At 68.8% G+C, this 15,483-nt stretch carries 13 protein-coding genes; 7 read left to right on the forward strand and 6 right to left on the reverse strand.

Annotated elements, in window-relative coordinates:
* Window position 1 precedes the first annotated feature (1 nt).
* The 4 genes from ACQPW1_RS42575 to ACQPW1_RS42590 all read right to left on the reverse strand — a co-directional run bounded on the left by ACQPW1_RS42575 (window position 2) and on the right by ACQPW1_RS42590 (window position 6,368).
* Complete coding sequence (locus ACQPW1_RS42575; protein WP_433658982.1) at window positions 2-1,198, reverse strand: MFS transporter; 1,197 nt, start codon at window positions 1,196-1,198, stop codon at window positions 2-4.
* Window positions 1,199-1,254: 56 nt separating this feature from the next.
* Entirely contained in the window at window positions 1,255-1,701 is a 447-nt protein-coding gene (locus ACQPW1_RS42580; protein WP_433658984.1) for a MerR family transcriptional regulator, read from the reverse strand.
* 43 nt (window positions 1,702-1,744) lie between these two features.
* Window positions 1,745-5,095: an AAA family ATPase gene (locus ACQPW1_RS42585; RefSeq protein ID WP_433658986.1), complete on the reverse strand. Its 3,351-nt coding sequence runs from the start codon at window positions 5,093-5,095 to the stop codon at window positions 1,745-1,747.
* A 94-nt stretch (window positions 5,096-5,189) separates the two neighbouring features.
* Window positions 5,190-6,368, reverse strand: a complete 1,179-nt coding sequence (locus ACQPW1_RS42590; RefSeq protein ID WP_433658988.1) for an exonuclease SbcCD subunit D — start codon at window positions 6,366-6,368, stop codon at window positions 5,190-5,192.
* A 200-nt stretch (window positions 6,369-6,568) separates the two neighbouring features.
* Between ACQPW1_RS42590 and ACQPW1_RS42595 the strand changes: the two genes are divergently transcribed.
* Together ACQPW1_RS42595 and ACQPW1_RS42600 are read left to right on the forward strand one after the other, a co-directional pair.
* Window positions 6,569-7,726: a DNA recombination protein RmuC gene (locus tag ACQPW1_RS42595; protein WP_433658990.1), complete on the forward strand. Its 1,158-nt coding sequence runs from the start codon at window positions 6,569-6,571 to the stop codon at window positions 7,724-7,726.
* Window positions 7,727-7,784: 58 nt separating this feature from the next.
* Window positions 7,785-8,657, forward strand: a complete 873-nt coding sequence (locus ACQPW1_RS42600; RefSeq protein WP_433658992.1) for a DUF6542 domain-containing protein — start codon at window positions 7,785-7,787, stop codon at window positions 8,655-8,657.
* A 1,061-nt stretch (window positions 8,658-9,718) separates the two neighbouring features.
* Here the strand turns inward: ACQPW1_RS42600 and ACQPW1_RS42605 are convergent.
* Window positions 9,719-10,732, reverse strand: coding sequence for a 4-hydroxy-3-methylbut-2-enyl diphosphate reductase (locus ACQPW1_RS42605; protein WP_433658994.1), 1,014 nt, complete (start codon window positions 10,730-10,732; stop codon window positions 9,719-9,721).
* A gap of 166 nt (window positions 10,733-10,898) precedes the next feature.
* On the opposite strand from ACQPW1_RS42605, the gene ACQPW1_RS42610 reads away from it, so the two are divergent.
* From ACQPW1_RS42610 to ACQPW1_RS42625, 4 genes are all read left to right on the forward strand, one after another.
* Complete coding sequence (locus ACQPW1_RS42610; protein WP_433658996.1) at window positions 10,899-11,567, forward strand: lipid droplet-associated protein; 669 nt, start codon at window positions 10,899-10,901, stop codon at window positions 11,565-11,567.
* Window positions 11,568-11,649: 82 nt separating this feature from the next.
* On the forward strand, window positions 11,650-12,984 hold the full coding sequence (gene xseA / locus ACQPW1_RS42615) for an exodeoxyribonuclease VII large subunit (protein WP_433658998.1): 1,335 nt from the start codon (window positions 11,650-11,652) through the stop codon (window positions 12,982-12,984).
* Window positions 12,985-13,061: 77 nt separating this feature from the next.
* Complete coding sequence (locus ACQPW1_RS42620; RefSeq protein ID WP_433659000.1) at window positions 13,062-13,277, forward strand: exodeoxyribonuclease VII small subunit; 216 nt, start codon at window positions 13,062-13,064, stop codon at window positions 13,275-13,277.
* Window positions 13,274-13,618 (forward strand): VOC family protein, encoded by a 345-nt coding sequence (locus ACQPW1_RS42625; protein ID WP_433659002.1) that lies wholly within the window; start codon window positions 13,274-13,276, stop codon window positions 13,616-13,618. The genes ACQPW1_RS42620 and ACQPW1_RS42625 overlap by 4 nt, the downstream gene beginning before the upstream one ends.
* A gap of 4 nt (window positions 13,619-13,622) precedes the next feature.
* Here ACQPW1_RS42625 and ACQPW1_RS42630 read toward each other — a convergent pair whose 3' ends face one another.
* Window positions 13,623-14,165: a DUF4245 domain-containing protein gene (locus ACQPW1_RS42630; protein ID WP_433659004.1), complete on the reverse strand. Its 543-nt coding sequence runs from the start codon at window positions 14,163-14,165 to the stop codon at window positions 13,623-13,625.
* Between the two features lie 227 nt (window positions 14,166-14,392).
* Between ACQPW1_RS42630 and glpX the strand changes: the two genes are divergently transcribed.
* Window positions 14,393-15,436, forward strand: coding sequence for a class II fructose-bisphosphatase (glpX, locus tag ACQPW1_RS42635; RefSeq protein WP_150402252.1), 1,044 nt, complete (start codon window positions 14,393-14,395; stop codon window positions 15,434-15,436).
* The last annotated feature ends 47 nt before the right edge of the window (window positions 15,437-15,483 follow it).

Raw genomic sequence — 15,483 nt, forward strand, 5'->3', positions numbered from 1 at the left:
TTCAGGGCAATGGGACGGCAGCGCGCTCGATGTACCGGGCGCGTCCGGCCGACAGACCGATCACGATGTTGCACACCATCAATACCAACAGCCCGACGAGCGGCACCGTCCACGAACCCGACAGCGAGTACAGCGCGGTGGCGAGCAGCGGTCCGGCGGCACCGATCAGATAACCGATGGTCTGCGCCTTGGTCGACAGTGCCGCGGCGGTGTGGTGATCGCGGGTGCGCAGCACGTAGAGCATGCTCGGCAGGGTCTGACCCGCGCCGATGCCGATGCCGAGCACCACCAACCACAGCAGCGCCGTCGAGACCGGAGCGCACAGGATGCCGAGGACACCGGCGAAACACAACGCCGCCGCGACGGCCAGATGCACGCGCTGGCTGCTGTGCCGACCCGCCAGCATCGGCCCGACGAAACCGCCGACAGCCAGCATCAACGCGCAGATCGACAGGTAGAACCCCGCAGTCGTCTGACTGACCCCACGCGCGACGTAAATCGAAGGCAGCCAAGCGAACACGGTGTACAGCAGCAGCGACTGCAAGCCGAAGTAGCCAGTCACGCTCCACGCCAACCGATTTCGCAACAGCCACGACCAGGAGCTCGACACCGTGCCCGGCGCGGGCGGCTGACCGAGCTGCGGGATCAACGCGATCAGCGCCAGCAACGCGGGGATCAACGCGACTCCGAGCGCCAGTTCCGTGGAGCCCGTCATCCGGTAAACGGGCACCGCCACCGCGGCGGCGAGCGCGGCACCGACGCTGATCATCAGCCCGTAAACACCCATCATGGCGCCGATCCGTGACCCCGGGAAACGCTTCTTCACCAGCACCGGCGTGATCACATTGAGCACGGCGACCCCGGCGGACGCGATCACCGTGCCCGCGAACAACCCCGTAGTACCGATGGAGCGCACCACGAGGCCGACCACCAGCACCGCCATCGCCGCGAACAGGGCGCGTTCCTCGCCGAGCCGCCCGCGCACCAAGACGCCGACTGAGGCGAAGATCCCCATGCACAACGCTGGGAGTGCAGTCAAAACCGTTGCTGCGGAACGGCTCAGGTCGAGCGCGGGCAACAACGGGCCCGGTCCGGCGAACGGGATTCGGAGGTTGAAACTGACCAAGACGAACGCGGTGATCAGCAGGGGCACCGACGCCGCACGGGCGGTACGCGGTGGATCCAGAACTCGGTTCATGCCCGTCACTGTTGCGGCTCGAGTCGACTTGAGCGCAAGCGTGCTCCGCGCGACCGCTAAGCGGGGTACTCCAGATCCCGCGGTGTGATGGGATTACCCGCCATCCGCTGCGCGATCACCTCTCGCATGAAATCGCACCGCCCCGCCGGATGGGCATTCGGGCACACCAGCATGTGTTCGAGCTGCGCTTGGCCCTCGGCCAGCCGTCGTCGCTGCTCCTCTATGGCGTCGATGCGGTCCCGCACCACCGCGCGCCAGCCGAACGGATCGCCGGACAGCATGGCCGCGATCTCGTCCAGGCTGAGCAAGCCCAACTCCTGCCACAGCTGGATCAGCCCGATCCGGTGCAGCTGATCGGCATCGAACTGCCGCACACCCGCGCGCCGGGCGGACGCGGTGATCAGTCCGCGTTCTTCCCAATAGCGCAGGGTGGAGACGGCCAGCCCGAACCGCCGACCGACCGCACCGATCGCCACCAACTCCTGAGCCGCGTTCTCCGTCACTCCATCATTCGACATCGGTACCGCGTCGAGTTCAACCATCCGGTCAGGCGACGGTGGCCTCGAGGTGCGAGCCGGTGCGGCCGCGCCGAACGTGCAGGCGGCTGGGGATGCGCTGGCGCATTTCGTCGACGTGGCTGACCACGCCGACCACTCGGCCGCCCGCGCGGAGTTCGTCGAGGACACCCATCACCGCGTCCAGGGTGTCCGCGTCGAGGCCGCCGAAGCCCTCGTCGATGAAGAGAGTGTCCAGGACGAGGCCGCCGGATTCGGCGGCGACGGTGTCGGCCAGGCCGAGCGCCAAAGACAGGGAGGCCATGAAGGTTTCGCCGCCGGAGAGGGTCTTGGCGGGGCGGATGGCGCCGGTGTAGTCGTCGCGGATGTCCAGGCCGAGTCCGCCGCGGCGACCGCGCGGGCCTGCCTTGTCGGAGTGGACGAATTCGTAACGGCCGCCGGACATTCGGCGTAGGCGCAGTGACCCGGCCTGGGCCACTTCTTCGAGGCGGGCGGCGAGAACGTATGAGCGCAGCGACATCCGGCGGTTGTTCTCGCCGCGGCCCGCGACCACCTCGGCGAGTCCGGCCAGTTCGTCGTGGGTGCGTTGCAGTGGAGCGATGCGATCCACGGCTGCCCAGAGTTGGCCGCCGAGGTCTTCCAGCAGGCCGACCCGCCTGGTCGCCTCGGCGTGCACGGCGATGGCGGTGTTCAGCTGGGCTTGCGCGGCGGCGACGGCGGAATCGAGCTCGGTCAGGTCGCCGGGTTCGATCGATTCCGCTGCTCGGATTTCGGGTTCCGCGAGAACGGCTTCGGCGTTCGAGCGGGCCCGGTCGGCGGCGGTCAGTTCCGCTTCGATGTCGGACTGGCGTTGCGGGGTGCGGCTGGCGGCGGTGACTACTCGTGCGTATGAGGTCAACCGTGCAACCTCGTCGCGTGGCACGGCGCCCGAATCCATCGGCGCGACAGTAGAACTCGATGCGCCGTCACCGGAGTCTGCCTCCGGTTGCCGCCCAGGTTCCTGCTCGGGTACGAAACCTGCGGCGCGAGCGAGGTTTTCGACGCGGTCGGCGATGACGGCGACCTGTTCGCGGGCGGCCGCGGCGTCGGCGCGGGCGTCGCGGAGGGTGGTGGCGTCGGTGACGAGCGCGGTGAGGCGGGCGTAGCGGCGGTCGATGGTTTCGTCGGCGCCCGCGGCGGCGCGGAGGCGGTCGTTGAGCTCGGCGAGGCGGGTGGTGGCGGTGGCGACGTTCGCGGCGACTGTGCTTCGGCGCGAATCGGATTCGCGGAGTTCGTCGTGCAGGCGGGCCTCGTCGGTGCGCAGGCGAGTGAGTTCGGCGGTCAGGCCGTCGGCGAGGGCCGCCAGTTCGGCGGTGTCCTCGTAGCGGTCGGTGGCGGTGCGGAGGGCGGCGGCCAATTCGACTCGGTCGGCGTCGCCGCCGCGGGCGTTGAGCGCTTCGATCTCGCGCTCCAGGGTGGTGATTCGAGCCTGCACGCGGTCACGCGCGTCTTCGGCGGCGCGTTCGGCCGTCATCGCGGACTCTTCGACGTCCTTGGAGACGGCGGAGGCGGTGGGGCGGGCGGGCGCGGGGTGGTCGGCGGATCCGCAAACCGCGCAGGGCTGGCCGTCGGTCAGCCCACCGGCCAGTTCGGCAGCCATGCCTGCGAGCCTGCGCTCACGCAGGTCGAGGACCCGTTCCTTGGCATCGTTGTGCGTGGCGCGGGCCGACTCGAACTCGACTCGGGCGTGGTCCAAACCTGTTTTGCGGGAGGCGAGTTCGACCGCGGCCGCAGCGGCGGTCTGTAGCCGCTCGCATTCGGCGGTCAGGGTGGGCAGGGTGGCGGCCGCGTTCGTCGCCTCGCGCAGACGCGTCTCGAGGGTGGCGAGGGAGCCGGGGAGTTGTTCGCGCAGCCGGGTCAGCTTGGTCACCTGGGTGTTGAGGGCGGCGTCCTCGTCGCGCAGCCCAGCCAACTCGCGGGTGAGTCGAGTGGCCGCCGTAGCGTCGGCCCGCACCTCGTCCAGCCCGCCGATCTGCGCGCTCCAGCGGCGAATCGCGGCATCGATGTCGGCGTCGTCCCGGATAACCGCCGGGTGATTCGGTTCGGCGGCACGACGACCCGAACGGAGCGGTCGGACAGTCCGCCGCTCCGCATCCGCCTGGTCGGCAGAGTGGGTCGCCGCATCGTCGAGCGTCCTCGCGCCATTCGAATCGGTACCAAGGTGATTCGCACGTAATGGTCGGACACCTCGCTCCTCGGCGTCTACGTGTCCCTCAGCGCTTTGCTCGCCATCAACGTCATCCGTGTCCAAGTGCGCGACGTGGACCAGTTCGATGCCACCTAGGTCGGCTCCGGCAGGCTCGAGCAGGCGTCCGGCCAATTGCTGACTGGCGCGTGGTGTTTCGCTGTCTCGGCGGCGCATCTGCATGACCGCGTCGCGCGCCTCGTCGATGGCCGCGGCGACCGGCTCGGCACGACGGGCAAGTTCGAGTTCGGCCTGTAGGGCGGTGCGCTGGTCCACCGCAGCGGCGTAGTCGTCGAGTTGCTTGCGGGCGGCGGACATTCGGCGGCGTAGCTCGTGCAGGCGGCGTTGTTCCTCGGCGAGGGCCCGCACGCGCGCCGACTCCTGTTGGCAGCGTTCGGATTCCGTTGTCGCAGTGGTCAGATCGGTCCTAGCGGTGGTGAGCATTTCCTGCGACCAGCCGACGGCCTCCAGCGGGCCGACCGTCTCGGTCGCGCCCGCGCCTGCCGCGACGCCGACCTGTGCGATCAGCCGGTCGATGCCTTGCTTGCGGGAGTCGAGGTCGGCGGTAGAGGCGCGGCGCTTGTCGGCGAGCCATTGTTCGGCGCTGCCGAATCGTTCGGTGTCGAAGAGCTTTTCGAGCAGCTTCTCGCGATCTTCGTTGTCCGCCCGCAGGAAGCGTGCGAAGTCGCCCTGTGGCAGCAGCACCACTTGGAAGAACTGGTCGGCGCTCATGCCGAGCAGCCGGATGATCTCGTCGCCGATATCGGGTATCCGGGAGAGGTTTTCGCCGCGCCCGTCCAGCCAGGCCAGCGTCGCCTTGGCGGGGTCGGTGCGCATGCCGGTGCCGCGTAGCTTCGGGCGTTCGAATTCGGGGATGCGGGTCAGGCGCACCCGCCGTCCGCCGAGCGTCGCCTCCAGAATCACCTGCGGCGGAGTCTGTTCCGCCGCGTGATCGGAGTGCAGGCGCTTGCTTTCCCCGCGTGCGCCGGGGACCCGGCCGTAGAGCGCGAAGGCGATCGCGTCGAGGACGGTCGTCTTGCCCGCGCCGGTCTGTCCGTGCAGCAGGAAGAGCCCGTCGGCGCCGAGCGCGTCGAAGTCGACGACCGTGGTTTCGGCGAACGGGCCGAAGGCGGTCATCTCCAGCTTGTGCAGCCTCATGCAGCCGCACCACCACGGCCGACGGTCGTTCCTGGTCCCCCGCTGTTGCTCGGCAGCGCGGGGCGCTCCGCTCGGCGAGCGGCAGGCCGCGCGCTCACGCCGAGAGTTCCGCGGCGGAGTCGGCGGCCGTCAGCACCTGGTCCGGTTCGGCGACGGCGGCGGCGAGAGCCCGCTCGAGCCAGGCCATTTCGCCTTCGCTGGGCACCCCGCGGACGTCGGTGAGGAAGCTTTGCGCTACTTCGGTATCGCGGCGACCGTGCACGCGCTCACGGTAGCGCAACTCCGGGTTGCCCTCGGGCCGCACCCACTCGACGTGCACCGCGTGCGGGAACCGTTCGCGCAGCTTGCGCATCGCGTCGACCGGGCGGGTCGAGTCGGTGAGCACCGCGGAAACGTAGTGCTCCTCGGCGGGCGCGTGGCTCACCTCGGTGAGTAGTTCGTCGAGGGTTCCGGTGAGCTTGGTCAGTCCGCGGACCACCGGCAGGTCGCGCCGTTCGACGGAGTGCAATCCGGTGGCGTCGAGCTCGATGAGCCAGACCGCCTTGCGGTGCGAGCTCTCCGCGAACGAATACGGCAGTGGGGAGCCGCAATAGCGCACGGACTCGGACAGTGTCTGCGGGGAATGCAGGTGGCCGAGGGCGACGTAGTCGATGCCGTCGAAGGCCGACATCGGTACCGTCTCCACGCCGCCGACCGAGATCGAGCGCTCCGAACCGGTCGCCTCGCCACCGACGACGAAGGCGTGTGCGAGGACGACCGTGCGCACGCCGTCCCGCTGCGCGATGTCCGCGCGGATCCGGCGCATGGCGGCGTCGAGGATGTCGGCGTGCGAACGCGCCTGCGGCACACCGAGTTCCGCGCGGGTGATGTCCGGCTCCAGATATGGGATGCCGTAGAACGCCACCGGGCCGTGCTCGTCCTCGAGCAGTACCGGTCGGTCGGCCTCCGCGACGGTGGTGCGCAGATACAGCCCCCCGGCGGCCGCGAAGCTCGCGCCCGCCCCGAGTCGCGCGGGCGAATCATGATTACCCGAGGTGGCGACGATGCGGGCGCCGGCCGCGCGGATGGCCTCGAAGCCGCGGTTGCACACCGCGATCGCGTCGGCACTCGGAATGGACCGGTCGTACACGTCGCCGGGCAGCACCACCACGTCGACCGACTCCGCGGCCACCAGTTCCGCGATCGCGGCGAGTGAACGCGCCTGGTCGGCAAGCAGATCGACCCCGTGGAACGTGCGCCCGATGTGCCAGTCCGAGGTGTGCAGCATCCGCATCCGCGAAACCGTAGGCCACCGCACCGACACAATTCAATTGCCGAACCCCTCGTGTCGGATAGCGGTGTCATCGCTCGGCGTGTCAGCGGTGATTCCTGCCACGCTTCGCGTATGTGCGGCTTGACGCTCGGTTGCCGACACGGCGCTGTGTAATTGCCGGACAACGGTTCTTGTCGGTGGGGTACGGCACTATCGGCGCTATGACCGCACCGATGCTCGTCGCACTGATGCTGGTGTTCGCCGCCGGGGTAGGGCTCGGCTGGCTCGGCCATGCCGCGCGCGCCGGGCAGCGGGCCGCGGAGGCGGAGGCGAGACTCGCGGCGGCCACCGACAACGAGCACCTGTTGCGGCAGTCGCTCACCGCGGCGAACGAGGATGCGGCGCGCAGGCATTCGCATGCGATCGGCGCGATGGTCGATCCGCTGCGCGACGCGGTCGGCGCGCTGAACCAGCACATCCAGCAGGTCGAGCACCATCGGATCAACGCGTATTCGAGCCTGCGGGAACAGGTCGCGGGCATGCAACGCACTTCACTACAGCTCACCAGCCAGACCAGTCAGCTGGTCGCCGCATTGCGCGCGCCGCAGGTGCGCGGGCGATGGGGCGAGATCCAGCTGGAGCGGGTGGTGGAGCTGGCCGGGATGACTCGGCACGTCGACTTCGACACCCAGGTGACCCGCGCCGCCCGCGGTGACGGCGACGGCGACCGGACCGGCAACGTCCGGCCCGACCTGGTGGTGAATCTGTCCGGCGGCAGGCACATCGTGGTCGACGCCAAGGTGCCGTTCAGTGCCTATCTCGACGCCAGCATGGTCGACGATCCGGACATGCGGGCCGAGCACCTCACCAGGCACGCGAAACATCTGCGCGGGCACATCGACCAGCTGGCCGACAAGGCGTACTGGGCCGCGTTCGATCCGGCGCCGGAATTCGTGGTGCTGTTCGTGCCCGGCGATCCGTTCCTGGACGCCGCGTTGACCACGGACTCGGGGTTGCTGGAGTACGCGTTCGGCCGCAACGTGATCCTCGCGACGCCGACCACGCTGATCGCGTTGCTGCGCACGGTCGCGTTCGGCTGGCGGCAGGAGGCGCTGTCCCGAGATATGGCAACCGTTCAGCAATTGGGCAAGGAGTTGTACGCCCGGCTCGGCATGACGGGCAGGCATCTGGACCGGCTCGGCGCACAACTCGGCAAGGCCGTCGACGCTTTCAACTACACCGTGGCGTCGGTGGAATCGCGGGTCATGGTCACCGCGCGCAAACTGCACGACCTGGAAATAGCGGAACAGGAGGTGCCGGCAATCCAGCGGGTTGATTCGTGGCCACGCGCGGTGGGCTTCGCCGACGCCGACGATTAGCCGGGACAACCGCCGTGCCATAACGCCGACGGAGGCGGCGGCGGTTAGTGTTCATAATGTGGCTGCTTCCCAACGTGTGCGAACCCGGGTGCCCGCGCCGCAACGCTCGATACTGCCGACGGTCCCGGGTCTCCCGGTGGGCGCGGCAGTCCTGATCGCGGTTGCCTGCACGTTTCTGGGTTTCTTGATCGATGCGAACGGCGACAGTACCGATCTGACCGGTACCTTCGCCGCGCTATATATCGTCGGTTGTGTCGCAGCCGTACTGACCGTCCGCTATCGCGGCCTGTTCACCACCATGGTGCTGCCGCCGCTGCTGCTGTTCATCGCGGTTCCGCTGGCCTACAAGCAGCTGACCGGCGTCGCCATGAGCTCGATCACCGAGATCCTGCTGAAGCTGGCGGTCCCGCTGGTCGAGCGGTTCCCGATCATGTTCCTGGCCACCGCGCTGGTCCTGCTGATCGGCGGAGCCCGCATCATGTTGCAGCGCCGCGGTGAGCCCGCGGACCGCGCGACCGAGTCCAAGCGCGGCGAAAGCTGGGGCCGGACCGCCGCCAAGCGCCCACGCCCGAGCAAGGCCGGTGCCGCCGGTCTCGCCGACTCGGCCCGGCGGCGCACCCGCCGCCCCAAGGACGAAGCGGACGATCTCGATCCGATCGAAGACACCCCGCGCCCGTCCCGCCGCTCCGCGACGCCGGTGGCCGACGCACCGCCGCGGGTCGGCGCCCCCGCCCGCCCGCGCGAGGCCCGTCCGGCCCCACGCACCGGCACCCGGCCCGCCACTGCGGCGCCGCGTGCGGAGAGCGAACCACCGCGCGGCAATCCCCCGCGCCGCCGCGGCGAAATGCCACCGCCGCACCCCCAGCCCAATGTCCGCTACCGCGAACGCGATTCGAGCCGCACCGAACGCCGCAGGCCCGAAAACCTGTAGCGTCGCGTCGATACCGCGCGCTCTGATGTGCGCGCACCACCTGACCGAACACGGGTGCCACAGAGCCGCGCACAAGCCGTTCCGCCGCGCACGAAATCGCCAGCTGATTCGGACGCAGGAGAACAAACAGTGCGCAGCGATCGGCCACGCGCAGCGAACCACAGCGCGTCGCCGTCTGATGGTTCGCTAGGCGCAGGCCACGCACAGGATCTCGAGGCGAGTCATCACTGTCGCTAGTTGATCTCCAAGTACAACCATTCGACTCGCCTCGATTACGGCAGATCTCGCGAACAGCACCACAGCCAGTCCTCCCCTCCAAAACCGCCACCTCCCAATACCCAGCAGCGGCAGAGAAAGCCGGGCACCCCACCCGACGTGCTCAGCACTACCCAGGCATCCCACGGAATCGTCGAAAACCTTCGGGCCGCAGACCCAGGATGTCTCTTAGCGCGCGATCCGGGGCCAGTACGCCTAGAGATCTCCGGAAGAGTGCACCGATCGGGCAAGTGCTTCTTAGGACTCCGCACGTGAGCAGTCCATAGAGCTGAAGACCTGTCCACGTTTGCCCGTGAGTAGTGCTGAGCGCGTTGGGAGAGGTTCCCGGCTGTAGTTAGCGGTCAGGTGCGCGGTGTCAGGTCCCAGCGTGGTCATCTGGCTGTGGTGCTGTTTTCGGGCGTTTCAAGATCAAGTGAGTCAAATGGTTGCTGGCCGAGATCGTCTAGCGACCATATGACTCGGCTCGGTGCTCGCGGAGCGCTGTGCTGGGTGGGCTGTGTCCGGCAGCAAGGGGTGTGCACACCCTTTGTGTGAGGTGCACACCCCGTATAGAGGGTGTGCAGCTGACACAAGGGGTGTGCAGCCCGCAGAACGGGTTGGCGGGGGTACGCGCTGCTGAATGCGCTGGTAAGCGTGCCACGCACAGGAACTCGGCGCGCGCTGGATTTCGCGACGCGCGCATCGTCTCGTGCCGCGCGCGAAATTGCGGACTGGTTTGTGCGCGGGATGCCAGAAGGTGCGCGGCGGGGCGAAGGTTGGGACTGGCTCGGCCGGGCGGGGTGTGTTTAGTGCGCGCGGCTGGTGCGCAGCTCGCGGGGCAGTGCGAAGACCAGGGTTTCGTTGGCGGTGGTGACCGGTTGGACGTCGGCGTAGCCGTGCTCCTCGAGCATGTCCAGGACACCGCGGACCAGGATCTCCGGGACCGAGGCACCGGAGGTGATGCCGACGGTACGAACGCCGGTGAGCCACTCGGGGTCCACCTCGCGGGCGTAGTCGACCAGGTAGGACGCCTTGGCACCGGCGTTGAGCGCGACCTCGACCAGGCGCACCGAGTTCGAGGAGTTGCGCGAGCCGACGACGATCACCAGATCGCATTCCGGCGCCATCGCTTTGACCGCGACCTGACGGTTCTGGGTGGCGTAGCAGATGTCGTCGCTCGGCGGATCCTGCAGCGTGGGGAAGCGCTCGCGCAGCCGCCGCACCGTCTCCATCGTCTCGTCGACGCTCAGTGTGGTTTGTGAGAGCCAAATCACTTTCGACTCATCGCGAACGGTGACCTTGTCCACCGAGGCGGGGCCGTCCACCAGCTGCACGTGGTCGGGTGCCTCGCCCGCCGTGCCCTCGACCTCCTCATGGCCCTCGTGGCCGATCAGCAGGATGTCGTAGTCGTCGCGGGCGAAGCGCTTGGCCTCCTGGTGCACCTTCGTCACCAGTGGGCAGGTCGCGTCGATGGTGTGCAGATTGCGCGCGGCGGCGGAGGTGTGCACCGCAGGTGAAACACCGTGTGCGGAGAACACGACCACCGAACCCTCGGGCACCTCGTCGGTCTCGTCGACGAAGATGACGCCCTGCTCACGCAGTGTTTCCACGACGTGGCGGTTGTGCACGATCTCCTTGCGGACATAGATCGGCGCACCGTGCTTTTCGAGCGTCTTCTCCACGGTTTCCACCGCCCGGTCCACGCCGGCGCAGTACCCACGCGGCTCCGCGAGCAGCACCCGCTTGCCGCCGACGGTATCGGCGGTTCCGGCGCCCGCTGAGCGGGCGATTCCGACGTTCAAGGGTATGGCCGTGGACATGCCGACAGCTTACGTGCGTGCACCGACTATGCGCCGTCCGGGCGTTGCGCCCGCGAACTGTGCGCGCGGCGGCGAGGCGTGCTCGGCGCAGGGCGTTCCATGCGCCAGAATCACTCGCGTGAGCCCCGACCTTTGCATAGCACACCATTTCGGGCAGGCTAGGACCATGTTTCGACCACCGTTCCTGGCCCGGGTAGCCGCCGGGGCCGCCGTATACGCCATTGAGGAAACTCGTCGGCTACCCACGGCCGCAATGAATTTACCGATCACCGCCATCAGTCAGATGCTGCAGACGACGATGCACGTCCAGCAGTTCGTGACCAGCCTCGCACTCAAGGGCGACGCGGTTTTCGATCGATTGGGCAACGCTCCGGAGGAACAGCCGGAGTGGGCCACCTTCGACGAGGACCTCGACAGCGAGCACACCCCGAACAGCGCGACGGCGCGCACCAGCCGTTTCGACCTGTACGCCACCGACGAACCCGAAGCGCCCTTCACCACCCGCGATACCCTGCCCGCCGAAGCCGCCACCCGGGTGACCGAGCGCAACGGCCACCCGGTGCAGTTCGTCGCCGAGCCGGAATCCGCTGAGCCGGAACCGGAAACAGAGCTGGAGATCGTCCGCGCGGAGGACCCCGCGCCGGAGATCAGTGAGCCGGAAGTAGCCACCCGCTACGACTACGCCAACATGACCCTGGCTCAGCTGCGCGCCCGCCTGCGCATGCTGACCGTCGAAGACCTCGCCGCACTGCTGGATTACGAGCAGCAGACCCGCGCCAGGGCGCCGTTCGTGACCATGCTGACGAATCGGATCGCCACCGTGCGGGCCCAGTGATGCGCATAAGCCTGTCCCAGGTGTCCAGGACGGCCCGCCCAGGGTGCCGCCCCCAGGCATACCTCCGTCGACGGTTGGCCGGGTGACCGGTCAACCCGAGCGCACCGGCGAACCGCAAACGCAGGCCGCCGGTGCACCCGCAAATTCCGCTGCCACGGCGAACTCCGCCGAGCAGCCGTATCCGGTCCGGTCCGTCGCGATCAAGGTCGCGCAGTGGATCGACCGGCTCGGCAGCATCTGGGTCGAGGGCCAGATCACCCAGATCAACCTGCGACCGGGCACCCGCACCGCGTTCCTGGTGCTGCGCGACCCGTCCGCGGACATGTCGCTCTCGGTGACCTGCGACCCGGATCTGATCCGCAAGTCCCCGATCCCGCTGCAGGAGGGCAGCCGGGTCGTGGTCTACGGCAAGCTGTCGTTCTTCACCGGCCGCGGCACACTGTCCTTGCGCGTCATCGAGATTCGCCCGGTCGGCATCGGTGAGCTGCTCGCCCGGATCGAGCGGCTCAAGGCCCTGCTCGCCGCCGAGGGGCTCTTCGATCCTCGGCTCAAGCGGCCGATCCCTTTCCTGCCCGAGACCATCGGCCTGATCACCGGCCGCGCGAGCGCCGCCGAACGCGACGTCCTGACCGTGGCCAGAAATCGCTGGCCCGCAGTGCGTTTCGAGATCCGCAACACCGCGGTGCAGGGACCGAGCGCGGTGCCGCAGATGCTGGAGGCGCTGACACAGCTCGACCGCGACCCGGCCGTCGACGTGATCGTGCTCGCCCGCGGCGGCGGCAGCGTCGAGGACCTGCTGCCGTTCTCCGACGAGGCGCTGTGCCGCGCCATCGTCGCCGCGACCACCCCGATCGTGAGCGCGATCGGGCACGAGCCGGACAACCCGCTCAGCGATCTGGTCGCCGACCTGCGCGCGGCCACCCCCACCGATGCCGCGAAACGCGTTGTGCCCGACGCCGCAGCGGAATTGGCCGGGGTGCGCGATATGCGCGCCCGCTCCGCCGCCGCGTTGCGCGGCTGGGTCGATCGGGAAACCCGCGCGCTCACCCAGTTGCGTTCGCGTCCCGTGCTCGCCGACCCGCTGCGCGAAATCGACCGGCGCCGTGAGGAAATCGAGCGCCTGCGGGCGTCCGCCCGGCGCACCGCCGCGCAGGCCATCCGCACCGAGGACACCGCGACCCGGCACCTGCGCGAGAAGCTGACCGCGGTGGGCCCGGCCGCCACCCTGGCTCGTGGCTACGCTGTCGTGCAGCGCGTCGCTGGTACCGAACGGCACGTGGTCCGCACGATCGCGGACGCGCCCGCGGGCAGCCAGCTGCGCATCAGGGTCGCCGACGGCGCCATCTCCGCAGCCGCGCTCGGTACTCAGGCACTTGGCACCCGACCCACCGAAGACACCGAAACAAGGAGGAGCTGACCTTGGCCGAGCCCGGCAGTTATTCACCCGCCCCGTCGGCTCCGCCGACTGCCAACCCCCGGGATGCCGAGACCGATATGGCTGAGATCGCCACCTTCGGCTACGAGCGCGCCCGCGATGAACTGGTCAACGTGGTGAAGATGCTCGAGCAGGGCGGCCTCGACCTGGACGAGTCGCTCGCCCTGTGGGAGCGTGGGGAGGCGCTGGCCAACCGCTGCGAGGAACACCTGGCCGGTGCCAGAAAGCGCGTCGAGGACGCACTCTCGCGCACCGACCTCGAGGACGAGAAATGACGATCCGCCGGGCCACGCCGGACATCCGCACCACCGACATCGAGCGCAGCCGCGACTTCTACAAGCTGCTCGGCTTCGAAGAGGCGATGGACCTCGGCTGGGTCGTCACCATGGCCTCGCCGTCCAACCCCACCGCCCAGGTGCTGCTGGTCGGCCCCGGCGCGGAGAAGCTACAGCCGAACATGAGCGTCGAGGTCGATGACGTGGATGCGGTGCACGAGGCGATGACCGCGGCTGGCGCCGACATCATCTATCCGCTGACCGACGAGCAGTGGGGCGTCCGCCGCTTCTTCGTCCGCGATCCGAGCGGCACCATCGTCAACGTGGTCAGCCACCGCTAGCGGATCAGGGTTTGATCGGCTGCACCGCGGCGATGGCCTGGGCCAGCGTGACGAACGAGTCGCGCTGCCCCGCACCGGTAATCAGCACGCGCGACTGGCCGAGGTCGGCGACCCAGGCCGATTCCGAGCTGGGCTCGGAGTAGACGATCCACTTCTGATCGCCGATCTGCTCGGTGCCGGTGGCGTAGCGGGAGCCGAGGACGAACCGCGACATCATCTCCTCGGTCGCGTTGCTCTGGCTGAAGCGCATGTAGGAGCCGTGGCCAGTGATATAGCCGACAGTGCTGATCGGTCCGCCGCCGGTGCCGCTGATGTTCTCGCGGCTGCCGGAGTTGGGGGTCCAGTCGGCGGGCACGGCCGGGTTCCGGATGGGGAACGGCAGGCTGCGCGCGTCGGAGGTCAGCGCCGCTTTGACGTCGAAGTGGGGAATCTGTCCCTGCGTCGGACCCTTTGCGGCGAAACTGCATTGGCTCGCGAGGCCCGCGAAAACCACGGCGATCAACACGAGCGGGATCAGTGACCAGAACAGATCTCGGTAGTCGTTCATGATGCGTGGCTTTTGTGGGGACACGCACTCAGTATCCACTCGCGCGTCGGGTGCTCCAGCTCGCACCCCGATCCGGCGAGCAGGGTGTACGGCCGTCTCAGTTCGAGTGAGACAATCGTCCGGACCGTCGCGCGCGGTCAGGGCCGGAGGCGGCAGCTTGTGTAACCACGGAGGACCCCGCGTGCGGCGCATCGAATTCTGTACCGACGCACAGGAGGCACCCCGCAATGACGGCATCTTCCCCGACACCGAGCCGCCGCGAGGCGCCGGACCGCAACCTCGCGCTAGAGCTGGTCCGCGTCACCGAGGCCGGTGCGATGGCCGCTGGCCGGTGGGTCGGCCGCGGCGACAAGGAGGGGGGCGACGGCGCCGCCGTCGACGCGATGCGGCAGCTGGTGAACTCGGTGTCCATGCGCGGCATCGTTGTCATCGGCGAGGGCGAGAAGGACGAAGCGCCCATGCTGTTCAACGGCGAGCTGGTGGGTGACGGTACCGGTCCCGAGGTCGACTTCGCGGTCGACCCGGTGGACGGCACCACGCTGATGTCGAAGGGCTCGCCCGGCGCCATCGCGGTGCTCGCGGTCGCCCAGCGCGGCGCGATGTTCGACCCGTCCGCGGTGTTCTACATGAGCAAGATCGCGGTCGGCCCGGACGCCGCCGACGTGATCGATATCTCCGTCCCGATCGGCGAGAACATCCGCCGGGTCGCGAAGGCCAAGAGCCTGTCGAAGTCGGATCTGACCGTCTGCATCCTGGACCGGCCCCGGCACGCCGGGCTGATCCAGGAGGTTCGTGACGCGGGCGCGCGCATCCGCCTCATCTCCGACGGCGACGTCGCGGGCGCCATCGCCGCAGCCCGCCCCGATTCCGGCACCGACATCCTGGTCGGCGTCGGCGGCACCCCCGAGGGCATCATCGCCGCCGCCGCGATGCGCTGTATGGGTGGCGAACTGCAGGGCATGCTGGCCCCCACCGACGACGACGAGCGGCAGAAGGCGATCGACGCGGGCCACGATCTCGATCGCGTGCTCACCACCGAGGACCTGGTGGCCGGCGACAACGTCTTCTTCTGCGCGACCGGCGTCACCGACGGCGATCTGCTGCGCGGCGTCCGCTACTACGGCGGCGGCGCGTCCACCCAGTCGATCGTGATGCGCTCCAAGTCCGGCACCGTCCGGATGATCGACGCCTACCACCGCCTCACCAAGCTGCGCGAGTACTCCTCGGTCGATTTCATCGGCGACGAGCACGCGGTGCCGCCGCTGCCCTGATCCGGCAACGACCCCGTAGAGACGCGCAGGCATTCCGCCTGCGCGTC

It is taken from the genome of Nocardia sp. CA-128927 (genome assembly GCF_050955855.1).
In the GTDB taxonomy this organism is placed as follows: Bacteria; Actinomycetota; Actinomycetes; order Mycobacteriales; family Mycobacteriaceae; genus Nocardia.